The sequence below is a fragment of the Streptomyces sp. NPDC055400 genome, from assembly GCF_053644375.1.
In genome coordinates, this window is the sequence record NZ_JBSHLM010000019.1 from 134,015 (window position 1) to 152,953 (window position 18,939).

Sequence of the window (18,939 nt, forward strand, 5' to 3'; positions counted from 1 at the left end):
GTGCTCTTCTCCTCGACTGCATCGTGCTCGTTACCACCGCGTACTTCGCCATGCCTACTCGAAGTAGGCCCGCAGCGTCTCGAAGAGAGACGTCTCAGCGTCGTCGTCCGGATCCTCATTCTCTGGCAGTGAATCTGTCAGGTCGCTCAGTGCGTCGTCGGACTCGTCACAGTCACGTGCGATGGACGTCAGCCTGATCATGACTCCCTTCGGGGCAGCTTCTATGGCATGCGGCTCACCCCGACGTACTGCTCGGGGCACGCCGATGCGGCGGCCTGTCCCTGCGGGCTGCAGACAGAACAACCGCGCCGCGAGCCGGAAGCGGCGAGACGGCAGCCGTCACTACGTTGGCGAACGGAGGTAAGCCGACGCCGTGATGACAGTGAGAGCCGAGTGAGAAGCGTCGGCCCCGTTGACGGCAACGCTGCACGACCGTGCTCACGGTCCTGCCGGCCACGACCCCGGTCAGCTGCCGGCTGGCAAGACGGATCACCGGCGGCTCGGACTGGCCGTGCCAGTCTGCGGCCCGGACGAGGTGAGGGGGCGGCACGTGCGCGCTTGCAACCGACAGCCACGCCCGCGCGGCATGAGAGCACGCCGACCGACTCGACGTAAAGGACGCCCACCTGCCGCGCCCGTGGCAGAGCGCCTCCGTCTCACCGCCGACCGCTTCCGCGCGCTCGCCGTCGCCCCGGCTCCGCTGCACAGAACGCCAACGAGCCACACGAGGACGAGCGCTCCCGCATCCACGCAGGCACGGATTGCCTCCCGGCCGGCCGGCCCACACACTCAAACGACAGCCTCATCATCGTCGCCTCGCCGCTGAAGCTGGTGTCCACCGCATGGCGTTGCAAAAGCGCCCGCCGACCTCACGGAGCGGTTCTACGCCGCCCGGGACTCCCTGAGGACCTCCATGGACCCATTGTCTGGACGGCGCTACAGCGGCGCCCGGCCCACCGTGAGGAGTGGCAGGCGGACAACGCACAACACGGTCACCAAAGGAACAAAGCCAGCCGGAGCCCGGCCTCAACTGCCCATCTCACTCATGTTCTTACTGAGGTTTTCGGGTTGTCGTCGGGTGGTGACGGTTGATGATCCCTGCGGTATGTCGGTTGTATGCGTTATCCGAAGGGTGGGGGTCTGACCGCCGAGCGTCGGGCGTTTCGGGAGGAGATCCGGCTCCAGGCCGGCGAGCGGTTCGCGGCAGGTGAGAAGACTGCGGTGATCGCGAAGGATCTGCGGGTGAGTGTGAGGTCGGTGGAACGCTGGCGCCGGGCATGGCGCGAGGGCGGGATGGAGGCCCTGCGCTCGGCAGGGCCAGCGAACTCCCCGTCCGTAACCGATGCCCAATTCGCCGTACTCGAGGAGGAGTTGGCGAAGGGGCCGGCTGCACATGGCTTCGAGGATCAGCGGTGGACCCTGGCCCGGGTGCAGAACGTGATCCGCCGTCGTCTGCGGCTCAGTTTGTCGGTGGGGACGGTGTGGCGGCTGCTGAAACGGCACGGCTGGTCCTGGCAGGCACCCGCCCGCAGAGCCCTCGAGCGCGACGAGCACGCCGTCGAGCTGTGGAAGAAGGAGGTGTGACCGCGGGTAAAAGCCTCGCGGCGGCCCGTGGGGCCTGGATCGTCGTCGAGGACGAGGCCGGGTTCTCCATGACGCCGCCCCGCGCCCGCACCTGGCGCCGGCGCGGACACACCCCCATCATCCGCGTCCGCGGCAGATCCCGCCGACGCACCTCGGTCGCCGCCCTGTGCTGCTACAAACCCGGGCAACACAGCCGCCTGATCGACCGGCCCCGCAACCACTTGTTACTGAAGGGCGCCCGGAAGAGCTTCTCCGTAAGTTGTTAGTCGGCCCGGGAGGGCCGGGTGTGGCTCAAGAGCTTCAGCCTTCAGTGGCTAGCCAGGAGTGGCCGCCCGGCTCTTCGGGGCGCCCTGGCTGCTGATTGAGATGTGCGCGCTACGTGCGGTCGCTGATTACGGAGATGACAGCGGGGTGTTCCTCGGGCCGACGGCATGCCAGATGGCGCGAGGAGGGGCACGTGAGTCAGCGGAAGGCCCAGGTCTGGGCCGGCGTCGATGCGGGAAAGGGCCATCATTGGGCGGCGGTGGTCGACGAGACCGGCGCGACGCTGTGGTCGAAGAAGATCGAGAACGATGAGTCGGCGATCCTGGCCGCGCTCGGCGAAATCCTGGAGGTGGCGAACCGGGTCCACTGGGCGGTGGACATCTCCGGCACGTCCTCCGCGCTTCTGCTGGCCCTGCTCGCAGCGCACGGCCAGCAGGCCGTCTACGTGCCCGGCCGCACAGTCAACCGCATGTCGGGCGCCTACCGGGGCGAGGCGAAGACCGACGCCCGCGACGCCTACGTCATCGCCGAGACCGCACGCCACCGCAATGACTTCGCCAGGATCGACGTGCCCGCCCAGCTGGCCGCCGACCTCGCGCTTCTCACGGCCCACCGCACCGACCTCGTGGCCGACCGGGTGCGGATGATCAACCGCCTGCGCGACGTGCTCACCGGCGTCTTCCCTGCGCTGGAACGGGCCTTCGACTACGCGGCCCAAAAAAGCGCGCTGGTCCTGCTGACGGGCTACCAAACCCCGGCTGCAATCCGGCGCCGCGGCTATGCGAGGCTGACGGCCTGGCTGGCCAACCGCAGCGTGCGCGGCGCCGACGCGGTCGCCGCGACCGCTCTGGAAGCGGCCCAGGCCCAGCAGACCGCACTTCCCGGCGAGGACGTCGCCGCTCAGATCGTGGCCGAACTGGCTGAGCAAATCCTGGCCCTGGAGGACCGGCTGAAGCGGATCGACAAGCAGATCCGCGAGACATTCCGCAGCCACCCGCAGGCAGAAATCATCGAGTCCATGCCAGGCATCGGGCCCATACTCGGCGCCGAGTTCGTCGCCGCGGCCGGCGACCTGTCGGCCTACGCCGACGCCGGCCATCTGACATCGGCGGCCGGGCTGGTACCCGTCCCACGCGACTCCGGGCGACGGACCGGGAATCTCCACCGTCCCAAGCGCTACAGCCGCCGTCTGCGACGGGTGTTCTACATGTCCGCGCAGACCAGCACGACGCGCGAAGGACCGAACCGGGACTTCTACCTCAAGAAGCGTGGCGAGGGCTGCAAGCACGTCCAGGCAGTCATTGCATTGGCCCGCCGCCGCGTCAGCGTTCTGTGGGCACTGCTGCGTGACGGACGAGTCTTCACCCCCGCCCCACCCGTCACGCAAGCGGCTTGACTTCATCATTGAGACTCCTGGAAGGACTACCGGGACCTACTCCTTCGGGCCCACATCCAGATCGGCGGGCCGATCGTGGTGGTCTGGGAGGACCGACGGGTACGGATGGGAGACCGAGCGCACGGCACAACACAAGCGCCCGATCTACGACCCGAGCGGTCGACTCACGGCTGGTGCTGCCGCGAACATCGTCATCCGTAGCGGCCGGGCAGCCGGCATCGAGTTCAACTGTGACTGGACCAGAGACAGTCTGCGCCTGCACTTCTCCACCCTCACTGGTCCGTGACGTTCTGCCGCCATGCCCGATGGGAGCCCCGGCTACGCGACACGTCGGTGACATCTACGCTCGACATCAACGAGGGAGAAAACATCAACGAGGGAGAAAATCGGCGCATAAGGGTGGCTTCAAGCGCAACGGACAGGCCAAATAGCCGGCCCGGAACGGGCCTGCGACGGTGAGCGGACTGAACTCCTAATGCGGTGCTCACCACGGGTCTTCCCCCAAAGCAGGAGCGCCCTCCCCGGCCGTCTGTTGGGGCCGAGGAGGGCGCTCCATTCTGAGCAACGTCGACAACTGCCGACAGCTCAGCAGCGGGAGGCTACCGATCAGAAGGAGACGAAGACGCCGGCCTGGTGGTACTGGCTGCCGGCGGCCAGGGCCTCGCTCTTGACTGCGTCGACCTGAGCCAGAATGTCCGAGTCGCTGACGGCCGTGGGTCCGGCGATGACGCCGGCGTGCGGGCTCAGGCCGCCGGAGACGTTGTCGAGCTCAGCATCGGAGATCTCAATGGTCTGAACCTGGGGAGCGGAGTTCATGGTGGGACTTCCCTTCGTATGTATGTTCTGCAAGGGGGGAGCGGCCCATGTGGGGACGAACGGCGAGCCGCAGCCGCAGGCGCGCGACGTCTAGTTCCGGGAACCTTCGTACGGCCCTGGCGGCACAAAGGATCAAATCACGGAGCACGCCGAGCATCCAGCCAAACGGCATCCTCACCAGGGCAGTTAAACGCGTGGGCTACGCATTCGTGCAGACCTCGACACGAATTGGGGGCAGCTTCTCTACAAGCTGCGTGGGTCGCAGGATGGCTGGCATCCCCGCGGCGTTTCCGACTTGACACTCCGCACCAACCGAACGTCATCCGGCATGCTTTTGTGCAGATCTCACGCCCCCCGTGTAGGGGTTGCGCATTCGATGTTCAGATTCAGGGCGTGGGCGTTCGGGATGCGCTGCATGTCCTGTCGCGTCGGCGAAGTGCAGAGGCCGCCAGGTCGCCAAGGGCCAATGACCACCCAGACCATGAGGTGATCGAGTGCAGCGGCCGGAGAGACAGCGGCCTTCTTCACCACCCTCGGCATCACCAGGATCGAACGAGTCGCGACAATGTGGGGCAGGACGAGCCGTGTTGTAGCGCTCCTTCCTCGGAGCGCATAGAGGCCGAGCTCTTGCCGGCTGGACGAGCTCGGGTGATGTGAAGGACAGACGTATGGCCAGCGGCACCGTGAAGTGGTTCAACAGCGAAAAGGGCTTCGGCTTCATCGAGCAGGACGGCGCAGGCCCCGACATCTTCGCCCACTACTCCAACATCAGCGGCAACGGCTACCGCGAACTCGTCGAAGGCGAGAAGGTCACCTTCGACATCACCCAGGGGCCAGAAGGGCCACCAGGCGGAGAACATCGTCCGCAGCTGACCACGCGCCCGGTCAGGAAGGTATGGGGGTGCTCGCCAGCAACGACGGACACCCCCACACGCGTTGGACTGATCACGAGCAGGACGTGTGCGCGTACACCACCCCGCAGGCGCGAGGGCGAAGCAGAGGCGGAGATAGCCGGCGGGGAAGTACGGACCATCCCCGGCGGGCGCGGGGGCAACGACTCGCGCGGCGCCAACGCCCGTACAGACGCAGGACCATCCCTGCGAGCGCACGGCCAACGCCTCAATCGGCACAGCGGTTGCGGGACAACCTTTAGATGCCAGGGACCCGAGGGAACCCGCCGGGGGCGAGCGGCGAAGGAGAGATGAAAGCCCAAGCCTTCGAAGCATGTTCCCTTGGACGAGAGGAGCCCCGATGACCGTCGAGCCAGGCGTCCGCACGGGGGCGGAGAGTGATGCCTCGGTGATTGCGCGGTCCCGGGATGAGCCCGAGGCATTCGCCGTGCTCTTCGACCGATACGCGGATGCGGTACATCGTTATCTGGCCCGCAGGCTCGGCGGCGAGCCGGCCGATGACCTCATGGCGGAAACCTTCACCAGTGCCTTTCAGCAGCGACATCGGTACGACCCGTCGCGGGCCACGGGTGACGGCGCCCGGCCCTGGCTGTTCGGCATAGCGACCAACCTGGTCGGCCGACACCGGCGGGCCGAGGCCCGGCGCTTCAAAGCCATGGCCCGTATCCCGGCTCCTGCCGATCACGAGGAGCCGCTGGCCGACCGGGCCGCGGCCCGGGTGGGGGCACAGGCCGTACGCCAGGAGTTGGCGGGGGCACTGGCTGCACTGCCCGCGCGGCACCGGGACGTGCTGCTGCTGGTGGCATGGGGCGGTCTCGGCTACGAGGAGGTCGCCCAGGCCCTCGGTGTCCCCATCGGCACGGTCAGATCACGGCTGCACCGGGCTCGCAGCAGCTACGCGAAACGTTGGGCGGATCCGATCCGACGATACTGCGAGAGGTACCCGGCCATGACTGACGAACTCGAACTCCTGCGGGACTGGGACGCGGACACGGCCCCGCTGACCGAACCGGCCCGAGCAAAGGCCCGCCACCGACTGCTCAGCGCGATGGCGCACGCGGAGAGGCACCCCGCCGCCGCCCCCAGCCGCCGCCACGCGCTCCGCCTCGCGACAGCCGCAGTGGTCGCTGTGGCGGTTACGGGAACGGCGGTGCTGATGTCCAAGGACGGTGCCGACGAGGGCGATCACCCCGACCGTGCCGGCCGTGTATCGGGCACGGCGGCCCCGCGGATGGACAACGTCGGCGCTGCGACAGTGCTGAACGGGGCGGCAGCGCGGGCGGGAAAGCAGGAGAAGCCGGTGGCGCCGCGCGACGACCAGTTCATCTACTCGAAGCGGGTCATCACGGAGACGGAGCGGAAGACCGGCGCGGTCAGGACCCACGAGGACGTGAACTGGGACTCGGTGGACGGCTCCAAGCGCTCCTTGACCATGGAGCTCGGCCGGGTGATCTGGGAAGAGCCCTTGAAGAAGGGCGAAGGCGTGCGGCCCCCTCGGGAGTGGAGCAAGCTGAAGAAGCTGCCCACCGACCCGGAGAAGCTCATCCCGGGCATCATCGGCGTCGGAACGTCCAGCAAGCCGATGAGTGACTTCACCGCAGACGACTGGTTCGACGCCTACTTCATGCTCGGTGAGATCCTGAAGTGGCCGGTGCTGCCCCAGGGGCTGCGTCCCGCCGCGTACGAGGCGCTGGCCCTGGTGCCTGGGGTCAAGGCGATTCCGGGGGTGAAGGACTCCGCCGGGCGCACGGGGGTGGGGATGTCCTACCCCAGGAGTCCGTTCGGGCAGGGCAAGTACCTCATCTTCGACCCGCGGTCCTACGAGTTCCTGGGCTTCCGCGACGAGCGGACTTCAGCGTCCGGCGACAAGACGTACATCCAGCTGTCGCACGTGGTGGACTGGGCGATCGTCGACCGGTTGAAGCAGCCTCCCTAACGAGCTGTCCGTAACCGTTGGTCGGCGTGGGCGGGTAATGCCGGCCAACGGTTAGCCGAACAGCAGGTCGACGTCCCTCTCGATGCAGTGCTGCAGGATGACCACCAACTGGCGGACGTCCTGGATGTGGCGTTGCCAGACCGGCTTGAGTCGCTGATCCTGCGGCTGCCCAGAACCTCTGAAGCTTTCCCCGTGATCGTGGACAACTCCGGACACCCAGCCTCCCCGCCCGTCGAGCCGGGCTCGAGCCGGAGCATTGCGACGACCCCGCAGAGATCCCTCGCTACCGAGCCAGGGCCCGGATCAACTTGGTCCATAGAGCTCGTAACAGGATCATGAGTGGGACTTCTTGAGTCGTCGCCAGCAGATCAGACCGCATTCCAATGAGAGGAAGGCGTCGTGGAGTTCGAGGCGCCGTTCCCATCGGACGGCGAGGCGTTGAACTGGTGGAGGAGGGCGAAGGTCTGCTCCACGACGTAGCGGAGCTTGCCCAGACCCTTGATGTTCGGGGCGCCCTTGCGGGAGATCACCGGCATGATCCGGCGTTTGCGCAGTTCACGACGGACGGCCCGGGAGTCGTACGCCTTGTCGCCGAGCACGGCCTCGGGGCGCCGGCGGGGATGGCCCGGACGCCCGGCCACCGGCGGGATCCCGTCGACGAGGGCGAGGGTCTGGGTAATGCGAAGGCGCCGGCGAGCACTGCCACGAAGGTGCGATTTCCCTGTTCCACCAGCGCATCTTCGACTGGCTCGACACCCTGCTCGCCAGCTGACCTCGCAGTCCGGCCGGCAGGTCGTGTCGAGGGCCTGCTGGAGGGGCTTCGGCAGCGGAGGGCCGCCTCCCGAAGTGCCGTAATCAGGCGCGGGGCGTGGCGGGGCGTTGTATGGCGATCACGGCGGCGTCGTCGTTCAGGTGTCCGCCGACGTGGTGCAGCAGGTCGCGGCGGAGACGGTCGAGGAAGGCGTCGGGGTTGTTCTCGGTCCAGCCTGTGATGCGCTCGGCGAGCGGGTAGAAGGTGCCGGTGGAGTCGCGGGCCTCGGTGACGCCGTCCGTGTACAGCAGCAGAAGGTCTTTCGGCTCGAACGGGAAGCTGTCGACGCGGTAGCGCGGATGCGAGAGCTCGCCGAGGCCCAAGGGGGGTGCGGGACGGCGGGCGTCGATGGTCGTGGGCCGTCCGTCGCGGAGGACGATCGGAGGCGGGTGACCGCAGGAGATCATCTGGACCCGCCCGCCGTGGTCGGGCAGGTCCAGGATGGTGGCGGTGATGAAGGTTTCTCCGTAGCGGCTCGTTTCGCCCGGCTCCATCAGGTCCCAGCACACGCTTCGGTCGAGGTAGGCCACCAGCTCGCCCAGGCTCGCCTGGCGGTGGGCCGCGACGCGGAACGCTCCGAGCAGCAAAGCGGCGTCATTGACCGCGGTCAGCCCCTTGCCCCGCACGTCGCCGATCATTAGCCGGGTGCCGGAGGTGGTACGTGCCGCTGCGTACAGATCCCCGCCTATCCGGGCCTCGGCCTCCGCGGCGAGATAGAGGGAGGCGGCGCGCAGCGGTCCGAGCTTCTTGGGCAGTGGCGGCAGGACCACACGCTGGGCAGTCTCGGACACGTACCGCACCTGCGCCAGCTCTTTTGCGCGACGCTCCCGCAGTACAGCGAAGATCACGAGGCTCGCGCCCACCAGGATCAGGGCAAGGATCTGTGCCTGGTGATTGGCCGAGAGCATCCCGTCACGATCGCGCAGCGCCCCGAGGATCGCCTGCGCGATCACCGCCAGTCCAGCGACCAGGCCTACCGTCCAGGGACCGCCGAACAACGGCGTGATCGCCGGTGCCGCGACGAGCAGCGGACCCAGATGAATGTAGGGCGGAGAAAGAACGTCGATCACGGACACCGCAACAATCCACGCGATCGGGATAGCGATCAACGCCCGACCCGCTCGCACCGGCCGTCGAAGACCTTCGAGGCGCTGCGGCATGACTCCTGTCTACACCGCCCTAGCTCGGCTCGCACCGGCGGAGACGGGAAGTGCGGTCGCCTGCCGCCCGGCCCTTACGACCAGGAACTCTTGCCACTCAAACTTCATACGACCCGCAGGCTCACTGCCGAGTCCACCCCGAGCTGGCGCGGCACCTGAACCGCCCTCAACCCGGCAACCCGGCAACCCGGGATGAAACAACTGGAGAAGGGGCCCTCTCAGGGACGGGGCGTGGTGGTTCAGAACCGGGGGTCGCCACGGCGACCGGTGCCCGCACTGCGGGCGGTAATCGCCCGTTCCAAAATTTTGGAATGGGCGGGTGAGGCGGGCCGCTCACTTTCCCTCCCCCAACATCTACTCCGACCATGGCCTCGCGAGGCGATCCCACTCGGTATCCGGCCGGCCGGGGAGCATACGGCCGACGGCTTCCCAGCTGCGGACAAGGTGGTCAAAGATCGATTCTGTGCCCGCACCAGCGTGACGAGGCGTTTCGTCACCGCCCTGCGCAACGAGACCGGGCATAGACCCCACCGTCATCGTGGTCATACCAGGACTAACGCAGACAGACACGAGCAGTCACCTTGGCTGTCCGCGGGCATCCCAGTCCGTGGCCCTGGCGGTCAGGCCGTATCAGCGGGCGCGGGACCGCACACAGCCGCAATTCGGCGTCGGCGGCCAGCAGCGCGGACAGCCCACAGGAGTCGCAGAAGGTGACCGCTCCGAAGTCCAGGTCCAATCGCTCGTGACGGCACAGGAGATCGCGGAGGGCCTCGCGCAGGGCGGGGCGGCGCACAGCTCGAGGTCCCCGGCCACGGTCACCCGGCAGCTGCCCGGACCGGTGGCTTAGACCTGGATCGTTTCGTAGAACACCGGCGCCCATTCCCACGACGATGCCACGTCCGCGGGGTGGGCCATGGTTCCAGAAGAACCCCTATCCAGTGGCCCTGCCCACCCTCAGCCGCGCCCGGGATGCGATACGCCCCCTCGATCACGGCGGGTCAGAGCGGCAGGCGGGCGCCGGGCCCGCGCAGGTCCTCGTTCAGACAGCTGTGCAGCGGGAAGAGCGCAGCCGGGTCCACGACCGTCGAGAGCCGATCGAGCAGGGCCGTGATACGGGCGTCGTCGCCGTCGCGGACGGCCGTGACGATGCCGGAGATCACCTCGCGCACCGATGCCGGAGACTGCCGATGGAGTTGTCCATCCGCCGCGCCTACCCGCCCTGGCCCCGTGGCGGGCTCACTCGATCGGGTGAGGCTGCCGGGCCGGAGGGGCCATGAAGTAGGGCCGCAGAGCCCCCGCCCGCGTACGGCAGGCCGGACACGGGCGGCCAAAGGCTGCACGCCTGTGGGACACGCCGCGCCGGGAGCGCCCATGCCGTGGCCGGGGCAGGCACATTGGCACGGTCACTCCAAGCGGCTCCCATTGGAGTGACTGCCGAAGACACGGCGAGCGGAGGCCATCATGCTGATCAGTCACAGCGTCGACGGCGACACCCTGCGCGTGACCCTGCACCACAGCGTCAACGTCAACACCCGGACCGCAGCCGCCGTAGAGATCGAGACCCTCGTCCACACCCACAGGCCCCGCCACGTCACCGTCCAGGTCCCCGCCGGGGAACCGACTCCCGCCATGCTCAGCGTCGTCGTCCGCGCCCACCGCATGTGCAAGAGCCTCGACATCCCCCTCAGGCTGACCGGAGCCACCACCGCGGCCCAACGACTGTTCACCACGAACACCGCCTAGAAGCCTCCTGTCAGCGTGCTGCGCAGATCCGGGCCCATCTGGCGTTGGTAACCCGCACGCTCCAGAAACCGTTGAACCAACGTGACCACAACGACAGTGCGACTCGCCCGCACTATCGGCACAGCGGCGCAGAAACGGTTCCCCACACTAGAGCCGATCTATACCCAACTCGCCCGGCAGTGGGAGACGGACAGCCGCCCCATCCCCGGCCTATCGGATGAGCAATGGACGAGACTCACCCGCCGACACCCCTGGCCGCGGGCCGCCGAACCGGGAGGGGCTCAACCCTGACCGGCCGGTCCAGCAGCCTCGTGACCGGGCGGGCGTCGAGGCTGCCGGCCGGTCCAGCAGCCTCGTGACCGGGCGGGCGTCGAGGCTACCGGCCGGTACAGCGGGTGCGGGGATGAGGGTGGAGAGCACCGCACCACGCTGGCCTATCGGGTGGGCCACGGGCAGCTGCCTGCCAGCCTGACCCACTCCCGGTCCACCTGCCCGGGCACGACACGCCCCTGCTCATTCCAGCGGGCAGCCAACGCCGCAAAGATCGGCTCACCGGGCGAAGGTAGAACCGTTTCCTCGCGGGGTGTGACTGGAGCGGGCCGGGTCGTCGTGGTCACACAGTTCTAACGCGCGAATCCGGCTGAGGTCACCCGGGACGACCTCATGATCAGGCTACTGACCGGTCCGGAACGCGGCAGGACCACATTCGCCGGCGGCGATCGCCGCCGGACAGACCCATTGCCTCCGGGGTGGCCAGTGTGCGATCTTTGAGTCATCCACGCTATGGAAACGTTTCCATGGGATTGGCATCCACAAGGAGGTGGAGCGACGGATGGCCACGATCAAGGACGTCGCTGCGCGGGCAGGGGTCGCGCTGGGGACCGCGTCGCGGGTGCTCAGCGGCAGCAGCCAAACCTCGGCCGACTCACGGGCGCGCGTGCTCGCGGCCGCCGCCGAGCTGGGCTACGTCGCCAACGGGCCCGCACGCGCCCTGCGCCGCGCCCGGACCGACGTGCTGGGGCTGCTCGTCTCGGACATCCGCAACCCGTTCTTCTCCGAACTGGCGCACGCCGCCGAGCAGGAGGCCCGCCGGCACGGCTACACCGTCCTGCTGGCCAACGCCAACGAGGACGCCGATCAGGCCGACGCCTACCTGCAGACCTTCGCCTCCCAGCGCATCGACGGCCTGCTGTTCGCGCCGCAGAGCACCGTCTCGCCGCAGCTCGCCGCCACCGTCGCCTCCGGCCTCCCGCTCGTCTTCCTCAACCGCACCATCGAGGGCATCGACGCGCCGATGTACGGGACGGACAACGCCCAGGGCGTCGCGCAGGTGCTCGACTGGCTGCAGCGCCGGGGCCACCGCGACGTCGCCTTCATCGGCGGCCCGGACACCATCTCCACCGGCGCCGAACGCCGCGCCGCCTACCTCGCCGGGCGCGAACAGCACGGCATCAGTACCGACGAACGGCTCCTGGAGGCAGGCGACTTCCTCGCCGAAGGGGCGGCCAAGGCCATGAACCGCGTCCTCGACCGCGACGTCCCGTTCACCGCCGTCTTCGGCGCAAACGGTACGACCACGCTGGGCGCCGTGCGCGCGCTGCGCGAGCGGCTCGGCGCCGAGCGCGCGGCCCGCATCGAGGTCGTGTCCATCGACGACCTCGACTGGTTCGAGTTCGCCTCGCCGCCCATCAGCGCGGTCCGCCAGGACGCGGCGGAGATCGGCCGGCTCGGCGTACACGGAGTCGTCGACCTCATCGCCGGGCGTGCGGCGTCAGGACGGCGCATCCCCACGTCCTTCGTCGACCGGGCACCCAAGCACCAACGCTGAGCGCTGCAGCGGAATTCGAGCACGTACACGCGAAAGGAACTGCAGATGAAGGTCGCCCTCGGCGCGGACCACGCCGGTTTCGCACTCAAGGACACGGTCCGGCAGGCCATCGAGGCGCTCGGGCACGACGTCGTGGACTGCGGCACGCACGGCAGCGAACCCGTCGACTTCCCCGACATCACCCGCGCCACCTGCGAGCCGGTGCGCACCGGCGCCGCCGAGCGTGCCGTGCTCGTGTGCGGCACCGGACAGGGCGCCGTCATGGCAGCCAACAAGCTGCCCGGCATCCGCTGCGGCCTCGCCCACGAGCCGTACTCCGCCCACCAGTCCGTCGAGCACGACGACGCCAATGCCATCGCCATGGGCGCCTGGCTCGTCCCGCACGCCCTCGTGCCCGACATCGTCCGCGAGTTCCTCGCCGCCACCTTCGACGACGACGTGGACACCCGCCGCCGCGTCGCGAAACTCAACGCCCTCGACACCCTGACGCCCACGACCGCCTGACACGTCCCCACTCCCGCAGCACAGGCGCCGCACCACCCCTGCCCCTCCCGCACCGACGCCCCACCCAACGCCCGCACACACCGCGCCGGGCGTCCCCTCGGCGTACCCGCACGTGCCCCGAACCCGCAGGAGACCTCCATGTCCACCCGCACCCCCACCGGACAGCCGAGCGTGCTCGGCTCCAAGGACCGCGTCAAAACCGCGATCGCCGCCGCCTTCGGCACCAGCGTCGAGAACTACGACTTCATCGCCTACGGCACCGCGTCCGCCCTCTACTTCGGCGCCGTCTTCTTCCCCGACAGCGACCGCTTCGTCGGCACACTGCTCTCCTTCGCCACGCTCGCGGTCGGCTTCGTGATGCGACCGATCGGTGGCGCCGTCGGCGGCTACTTCGCCGACAAGTTCGGCCGCAAGCCCGTCCTCGTGGCGGCGATGGTCGTCATGGGCGCGGCCACCTTCCTCATCGGCGCGCTCCCCACGTACGACCAGGTCGGCGTGCTCGCCCCGGTCCTGCTGGTCGTCATCCGCATGATCCAGGGCCTCGCGTTCGGCGCCGAATGGGGCGGGGCGATCACCATGGCGTACGAGCACGCGCCCTGGCACCGGCGCGGCATGTTCGCCGCGATACCCCAGTCCGGCAACCCGCTGGGCATCGCGCTGGCCAGTGGTGTGTTCGCCTGGAGCGCCACGCTGGAGGGCAGTTGGCAGTGGCGGACCCCGTTCCTGGTCAGCGCCGTCCTGGTGATCGCGGCGCTGATCGTGCGCTCGCGGCTCTCCGAATCCCCCGAGTTCCAGGAGGCCCGAGCCGACGGCCGTACGGAGAAGAACCCGTTCCTGGCGACGCTGGCGGGGGACTGGCGCGGCATCCTGCGCGTCATCGCGCTGCGCGTCGTCGAGTCCTTCGCCTACTACTCCACCGCGACCTACCTGCTCAGCTACATCACCGACCACCACCCCGACCTGCGGCCCGTCGCCCTGGGCGCGATCACCGTCGCCAGCGTCCTGGCCATCGGCGTCACCTTCCTGGCAGGCGCGCTCACGGACCGCATCGGACGCCGGCCCCTCTACATCGCCGGGTGCACGGCGGCCGTCCTCTTCGCGTTCCCCATGTACCTGCTCACCAAATCCGCCCAACCCGCCCTGGTTGTCACGGTGTTCATCATCGGCATCGGCCTCATCCACGCCTCGCTCACCGGCACCCAGGGATCCCTGCTCACCGAGCAGTTCCGCACCGCGACCCGTACGTCGGGCGCCTCGCTCGGCTACCAGCTCGCCGCGGCCATCGGCGGCTTCGCCCCACTGCTCGCCGCCGCCCTCGTGGGCGCCTTCGGCTGGCCGGGCGCCGCGCTGCTGTACCTCGGCGCGGCGGTGATCGGCCTCATCGGCATCCTGGTCACGAAGGAGACCTGGGGCCGTGCGGAGCGCGAGCGCGTAGGCGCCTTGGTCGCCGCGGAACGCCGCGCCGCGACGGCCATCGAAGATCCGGCTACAGGTGGCAGGATCTGACCGTCGGTCGGGTCCGGCGAGCCCCGCAACCGCTCGCCGCCTCCTCTGTAGGACGCGCACGCAAGTCGACCTTGCAGATCTCCCCGATCAACCTTTGGGCGCTGCTCGGTGAGGACGCGTTCGCGCACGGTGCGGATGTAGGTCTCACTGCCGTATCCGCGGGAGACGAGGACGGGGATGCCGAGGTCGTTCACCCACTGCTCGAACAACACGCGCAGCGAGTCCTTCTCCGAACACAGGTAGAGGCCCGCGGCCTGGCCACCAGTGCGGTCGAGGCGGAACATGCGGACGGCATCGGCGGGAGCAGCGAGGATCGGCGAGGCACGGTCTGGCTCAACGGGCGGTGGGCGGAGGCCACTCCTCCACCCACCGTTCCCTGAGGCAGCTTTAAGCCAACACCATTCCTGTGCGTAAGAGGTCTGCGACGAGTGATCCGGATACCCGCGGACACCGGGAATCCCGGCAGGACAACGCTGGGCACCCCCTTACGGGTGCCTGCGCATGCGGAGACACTGCTGGCGGCGCAGAACGACCTGGGGTTTGCGTTTTGAGCGATTCGTACCGGTCGAAAAGCCGGACGCCATGAACGCATTTCCCTCCGAAAGTGGCCGGAATCGATTCAACAGTTCTGTCGCCGGCATACACTTTCGCGCCACCCAGCGGTAGCACCGCCAAGTGGTATAGCGGCGATCGCAATGAAGGCGCAGGTCGCAGGCTGGACTCAGTGCCTCACGGCCGCTGCGAGCCCGACAGTCGTCAGGCGCTGGTGCCGTCGGCGTGCATTGGCGATGGTGGCGCGATTCGCCAAAGCCTGCCGGTGGGGCTGCGGGTCGATTGCTACGGGACCACCGCCACCGAGTTGACGGAGAAACAGGTGGCAGGACTGCCTGGTCGGCTGGTTGTGTGCGCGACCTGCAACTTTGCCATGATCGCGGCTACGCCACTCCGCGGGACACGACCGTGAAAGCGATCACAACTCCTCGGCGGGGCAAGCAAATTCGTGGTTGGAAAACCCAGACCGAATTTGCGAATCGCCCATCTCTTGTCATCCTTCGTCTAGGTCCACGAAGAAGCCCGTCGGCGCGAGCAGCCTGGACAGCTTCGACTCGCCCCGACGGGCATAGAAGATCACCACAAGAGAGGTGATGCATCATGTCCTCTGACGGTACCTCGCGGCAGAGGGAGCAGCGCAACTTGAGGTTTCGGTGGAGTGTAGTTCTGGCCGCAGTCTCGGCTACCGCCAACGTCTTCCGACTAATGCGCGAACTCCTGATCCACCACTAGCCTCGATCGTTCATGAGCCCTCGTCGTTGTGCTGACGGGGGCTCTGGGCTTTTGATGATGCGGCCTTTTGGGGTGTGGCCAGGTTGGCAGCCCGGTTGTCGCGTCGGGTGGGCGCCGGGTTCCACTGTGCCGGTGTGGTGATGCGGATCGTTGGGGGCGGTGGGTGTGGTTGGTCAGCCGGGGCTGGGCAAGGTGGCTTTGTACACGAGTAGCGACAGCGGATGTACACGACTTTGAACAACGCCTCAGTGCGGGGATGTTCGATGTTCACGAGAAATGACAGCACCTGGGTGGGTTATTGACCTCCGCTGTCGGACAAGTCCCGGATGCGCGGGCATCCCCCGGTCCTCAGCTGTCTGCGGGCCGGGCTTGGGTGGTCAGTCCTGGAACAACGAGGGTGAGCCAGCGGTCGACGGATGGCTGGTCGGTGGGGGCGGTGGAGAACAGCAGGTAGATGTCGTTGACGGTGACGTCAGGGTGGATGTCGCCGTCTGCCTGGCCTGCGTGGATGAGGGCGGCGACGGCGGCCCCCGCGCGATCCTCGGCGGCTCGGTCGCCCGGCTCCGCACCGAGGGCCTGGGCGGCGGCCTTGACGGCGCGGTCGGTCACGGACGCCTCGATGACGCGGCCGAGGAACGCGGTCAGCTCGTCCAAGGCGCGGGTTCCGGTGCTGACGCGGGCGAGTGCGGCCTCGGCGTCGTCCGCGACGCGGGCGACGAACTCGGCGACGACGGCCGCGACCAGGTCGGTCTTGGTGGGGAAGTGCCGGTACAAGGTGCCAACGGCCACGCCGGCGGCGGCGGCTATCTTGTCCATCCCGACGTCCGGGCCGTGGGCGGTGATCTGTTCACCGGCCGCGGTGAGGATCTTCTTGCGGTTGCGGACCGCGTCGGCGCGCGGCGCCCTGGCCTGGGTCATGAGGCTCGTCAGCCCTTCTATTTGCACAAAGGTGAACCATGGCTCACGATAGATAGTGAACCAAGGTTCATCCTAGTCGTAAGGAACCAGCCATGCTCTCCAAGACCGCCCTCGTCACCGGTGCCTCTTCCGGCATCGGTGAGGCCACCGCCCTCAAACTGCAGGAACTCGGCTACACCGTCTACGGTGCCGCCCGCCGCACCGACCGGCTCCAGAAGCTGGCCGACCGCGGCATCCGCCCGTTGGCGATGGACGTCACCGACGAGGACTCCATGCGCTCCGGCGTCGAGCGCATCACCGCCGAGACCGGCCGCATCGACGTCCTGGTCAACAACGCCGGCTACGGCTCCTACGGCGCCCTCGAGGACGTCCCCCTGGACGAGGCCCGCTACCAGTTCGAGGTCAACGTCTTCGGCGCCCTGCGCCTGACCCAGCTCGTCCTGCCTCACATGCGCGCCCAGCATTCCGGCACCGTCGTCAACGTCACCTCGATGGGCGGCAAGATCTACACCCCGCTCGGCGGCTGGTACCACGGCACCAAGTTCGCCCTCGAAGCCCTCAGCGACTGCCTGCGCCTCGAGGCCAAGCCCTTCGGCATCGACGTTGTCGTCATCGAACCCGGCGGCATCGCCACCGAATGGGGCGCCATCGCCGCCGACAAGCTGGAGAAGTCCTCATCCAGCGGCCCCTACACCGCCCAGGCCACCGCCGTCGCCTCCTCCCTGCGCTCCGAGGCCAACGCCAAGCGCAACTCCCCGCCCGCCGTCATTGCCGACGCCATCGCCAAAGCCGTCACCGCCCGCCGGCCCAAAACCCGCTACGCCACCGGCTTCGGCGCCCGCCCCCTCATCGCCCTGCGCCGGATCCTCCCCGACCGCGCCTTCGACACCGTCATCTCCCGCGCAGTCGGCCTGCCCCGCTGAACAATTCGGGAGGCACCGGCTACGCGCAGGCGCTGTCGAATCTCGTGAACAGTTCGATTCCCCCGATCACATTGGTGCCTCCCAAACTCCCCTACAAGTGCTGTCACAGCTCATGAGCAGAGCCACGTGGCTTTGTTCGCGAGTTCGGACGGCAGTTGTTCACCGCCTCGGGAGGCGGTTGGATCGGGGCGGGGTCGATGTTCACGAGAACGGAAGGCACCTGTTTCGGGTGCCGGTTGGGGAGTGCCGAGGGGGGACGTCGTGGAGTGGTCGAGGGGGCTGCTCGGGTGGCAGCCGGTCGGACTCGCGGGAGCGGGTGTCGTCGTAGAGGGACAGCCGCCGTCCGTCGGATCCGACGAGGTTGACCGCGCGCTTGGTGCCCGCGGGCTGCGGGATCGCGGTGAGGGGAATGCCGTGGTCGCGGTGGAGGGCGCGGACCAGCTCTCCCTCGTGGTCGTCCCCAATCATGTCGAGGTGATGAGTGCGCAGGCCCAGGGCGGTCAGTCCGAGCGCGACGAAGTCGCCGCTCTGCCCCGCGCGGGCCGTGATGCCGGGCCGGATCATGTAACTGTCGGAGAACGGGAGCGGTAGTTCGGGGACGTGAACGATCGTGTCCACGCCCGCGCCGCCCAGGACCAGGACATCGATGTCGGTGGTCATCGGTTCCTCTCTGCCAGTCATCATCAGCTGAGTCAAACAGCGGGCCGGGACCGTGCCAAGAACTTGCTGGAATTTTCGGCTGGTTCGTCGTGTCTCGTCGTGACGGGCGCGCAACAGGTCGGCGCCGCCGACTCGCCGCACCGCACGGATGCCAGCTGTGGGTGGAGACCGGGTGTTGAAGGTCCCTCGTGATGTCGGACACTCGATGCTTATACGGCGAGGGCATGTGTTGCTCGTGTCGCTGTCGGGCTTCCGGCGTCGTGACGTAGCCCCCGGCCGGGTGTTTCCGCAGCAATTTGCGGTTGTAGAAGACTTCGAATCGAGGGCTGGTACGACTTGCACCGACTGCACAGCAGCCTCGGATACCGCAGCCCCGCCGCCTATGAGACCGCCCTCGCAGCCTGACCACCACACTGAAGGTGTCCGTCAAAGCGGAACAAGCTCACACCAGTGCTCCACCGCATCGCGGTACACGCGCACCGACGGTGCGGTCCACGTGCGGACGTCCGGCTGGGGTCAGTTGTGGACTGCTGAGAGGCGTCCGCCGAAGGCGATGTCGAACGCCTGGAGGGCTCGTTTCCAGCGGCTGGTCCACCGCCTGCGGCCGTTTCCTGCCGGGTCCAGCAACATGACCGCAGATCCGCTTCAGATCGACGCGGGCAGACCCGAACCGCCCTCCGCAGCACAAGCGGGCC

General features: G+C 68.1%; 12 protein-coding genes and 6 pseudogenes. 11 read left to right on the forward strand and 7 right to left on the reverse strand.

Features of this window, described 5'->3' with window-relative positions:
• Positions 1–54: 54 nt before the first annotated feature.
• Positions 55–201, reverse strand: a complete 147-nt coding sequence (locus tag ACWIGU_RS38455; protein WP_454406360.1) for a hypothetical protein — start codon at positions 199–201, stop codon at positions 55–57.
• Between the two features lie 915 nt (positions 202–1,116).
• On the opposite strand from ACWIGU_RS38455, the pseudogene ACWIGU_RS38460 reads away from it, so the two are divergent.
• From ACWIGU_RS38460 to ACWIGU_RS38470, 3 genes and pseudogenes are all read left to right on the forward strand, one after another.
• Positions 1,117–1,838: pseudogene (locus ACWIGU_RS38460) on the forward strand (IS630 family transposase); the annotation flags it as partial.
• A gap of 203 nt (positions 1,839–2,041) precedes the next feature.
• Positions 2,042–3,244: an IS110 family transposase gene (locus ACWIGU_RS38465; protein WP_454406362.1), complete on the forward strand. Its 1,203-nt coding sequence runs from the start codon at positions 2,042–2,044 to the stop codon at positions 3,242–3,244.
• Positions 3,245–3,259: 15 nt separating this feature from the next.
• Positions 3,260–3,335: pseudogene (locus ACWIGU_RS38470) on the forward strand (transposase); the annotation flags it as partial.
• A gap of 515 nt (positions 3,336–3,850) precedes the next feature.
• Here ACWIGU_RS38470 and ACWIGU_RS38475 read toward each other — a convergent pair.
• Positions 3,851–4,060, reverse strand: coding sequence for a hypothetical protein (locus ACWIGU_RS38475; protein ID WP_454406364.1), 210 nt, complete (start codon positions 4,058–4,060; stop codon positions 3,851–3,853).
• Between the two features lie 668 nt (positions 4,061–4,728).
• Here ACWIGU_RS38475 and ACWIGU_RS38480 point away from each other — a divergent pair.
• The 3 pseudogenes from ACWIGU_RS38480 to ACWIGU_RS38490 form a co-directional block, all read left to right on the forward strand.
• Positions 4,729–4,933, forward strand: a pseudogene (locus ACWIGU_RS38480) (cold-shock protein).
• Positions 4,934–5,311: 378 nt separating this feature from the next.
• Positions 5,312–5,928 (forward strand): annotated as a pseudogene (locus ACWIGU_RS38485) (RNA polymerase sigma factor).
• A gap of 67 nt (positions 5,929–5,995) precedes the next feature.
• Positions 5,996–6,907, forward strand: a pseudogene (locus ACWIGU_RS38490) (CU044_5270 family protein); the annotation flags it as partial.
• Positions 6,908–7,275: 368 nt separating this feature from the next.
• Here ACWIGU_RS38490 and ACWIGU_RS38495 read toward each other — a convergent pair.
• The 3 genes from ACWIGU_RS38495 to ACWIGU_RS38505 all read right to left on the reverse strand — a co-directional run bounded on the left by ACWIGU_RS38495 (position 7,276) and on the right by ACWIGU_RS38505 (position 10,047).
• Positions 7,276–7,548, reverse strand: a complete 273-nt coding sequence (locus ACWIGU_RS38495) for a hypothetical protein (RefSeq protein WP_454406366.1) — start codon at positions 7,546–7,548, stop codon at positions 7,276–7,278.
• 214 nt (positions 7,549–7,762) lie between these two features.
• Positions 7,763–8,878, reverse strand: coding sequence for a PP2C family protein-serine/threonine phosphatase (locus tag ACWIGU_RS38500; RefSeq protein ID WP_454406368.1), 1,116 nt, complete (start codon positions 8,876–8,878; stop codon positions 7,763–7,765).
• Between the two features lie 998 nt (positions 8,879–9,876).
• Positions 9,877–10,047: a hypothetical protein gene (locus ACWIGU_RS38505; protein WP_454406370.1), complete on the reverse strand. Its 171-nt coding sequence runs from the start codon at positions 10,045–10,047 to the stop codon at positions 9,877–9,879.
• A 292-nt stretch (positions 10,048–10,339) separates the two neighbouring features.
• Between ACWIGU_RS38505 and ACWIGU_RS38510 the strand changes: the two genes are divergently transcribed.
• From ACWIGU_RS38510 to ACWIGU_RS38525, 4 genes are all read left to right on the forward strand, one after another.
• A complete protein-coding gene (locus ACWIGU_RS38510; protein ID WP_454406372.1) occupies positions 10,340–10,621 on the forward strand; it encodes a hypothetical protein in 282 nt (93 codons plus the stop codon).
• Between the two features lie 832 nt (positions 10,622–11,453).
• Positions 11,454–12,449: a LacI family DNA-binding transcriptional regulator gene (locus ACWIGU_RS38515; protein WP_454406374.1), complete on the forward strand. Its 996-nt coding sequence runs from the start codon at positions 11,454–11,456 to the stop codon at positions 12,447–12,449.
• Positions 12,450–12,494: 45 nt separating this feature from the next.
• Positions 12,495–12,953: an RpiB/LacA/LacB family sugar-phosphate isomerase gene (locus tag ACWIGU_RS38520; protein ID WP_454406376.1), complete on the forward strand. Its 459-nt coding sequence runs from the start codon at positions 12,495–12,497 to the stop codon at positions 12,951–12,953.
• 138 nt (positions 12,954–13,091) lie between these two features.
• On the forward strand, positions 13,092–14,459 hold the full coding sequence (locus tag ACWIGU_RS38525) for an MFS transporter (RefSeq protein WP_454406378.1): 1,368 nt from the start codon (positions 13,092–13,094) through the stop codon (positions 14,457–14,459).
• Between the two features lie 1,632 nt (positions 14,460–16,091).
• Here the strand turns inward: ACWIGU_RS38525 and ACWIGU_RS38530 are convergent.
• Positions 16,092–16,661 carry a TetR/AcrR family transcriptional regulator gene (locus tag ACWIGU_RS38530; RefSeq protein WP_454406380.1) on the reverse strand — a complete coding sequence of 190 codons (570 nt, stop codon included), beginning with the start codon at positions 16,659–16,661 and terminating at the stop codon, positions 16,092–16,094.
• Positions 16,662–16,753: 92 nt separating this feature from the next.
• Here ACWIGU_RS38530 and ACWIGU_RS38535 point away from each other — a divergent pair, with 92 nt between their 5' ends.
• The gene (locus ACWIGU_RS38535; RefSeq protein WP_454406382.1) at positions 16,754–17,584 is read left to right on the forward strand and encodes an oxidoreductase; all 831 of its coding nucleotides are present in this window, start codon (positions 16,754–16,756) and stop codon (positions 17,582–17,584) included.
• 282 nt (positions 17,585–17,866) lie between these two features.
• Here the strand turns inward: ACWIGU_RS38535 and ACWIGU_RS38540 are convergent.
• Positions 17,867–18,244 (reverse strand): annotated as a pseudogene (locus tag ACWIGU_RS38540) (adenosine kinase); the annotation flags it as partial.
• Positions 18,245–18,939 lie beyond the last annotated feature (695 nt).

Excerpts from the sequence above, each read along its gene's own strand:
- ACWIGU_RS38535 (WP_454406382.1), top strand. The coding sequence starts at position 16,754 with ATGCTCTCCAAGACCGCCCTCGTCACCGGTGCCTCTTCCGGCATCGGT.
- ACWIGU_RS38475 (WP_454406364.1), bottom strand. The coding sequence starts at position 4,060 with ATGAACTCCGCTCCCCAGGTTCAGACCATTGAGATCTCCGATGCTGAG.
- ACWIGU_RS38455 (WP_454406360.1), bottom strand. The coding sequence starts at position 201 with ATGATCAGGCTGACGTCCATCGCACGTGACTGTGACGAGTCCGACGAC.
- ACWIGU_RS38520 (WP_454406376.1), top strand. The coding sequence starts at position 12,495 with ATGAAGGTCGCCCTCGGCGCGGACCACGCCGGTTTCGCACTCAAGGAC.
- ACWIGU_RS38510 (WP_454406372.1), top strand. The coding sequence starts at position 10,340 with ATGCTGATCAGTCACAGCGTCGACGGCGACACCCTGCGCGTGACCCTG.
- ACWIGU_RS38525 (WP_454406378.1), top strand. The coding sequence starts at position 13,092 with ATGTCCACCCGCACCCCCACCGGACAGCCGAGCGTGCTCGGCTCCAAG.
- ACWIGU_RS38515 (WP_454406374.1), top strand. The coding sequence starts at position 11,454 with ATGGCCACGATCAAGGACGTCGCTGCGCGGGCAGGGGTCGCGCTGGGG.
- ACWIGU_RS38530 (WP_454406380.1), bottom strand. The coding sequence starts at position 16,661 with ATGACCCAGGCCAGGGCGCCGCGCGCCGACGCGGTCCGCAACCGCAAG.
- ACWIGU_RS38500 (WP_454406368.1), bottom strand. The coding sequence starts at position 8,878 with ATGCCGCAGCGCCTCGAAGGTCTTCGACGGCCGGTGCGAGCGGGTCGG.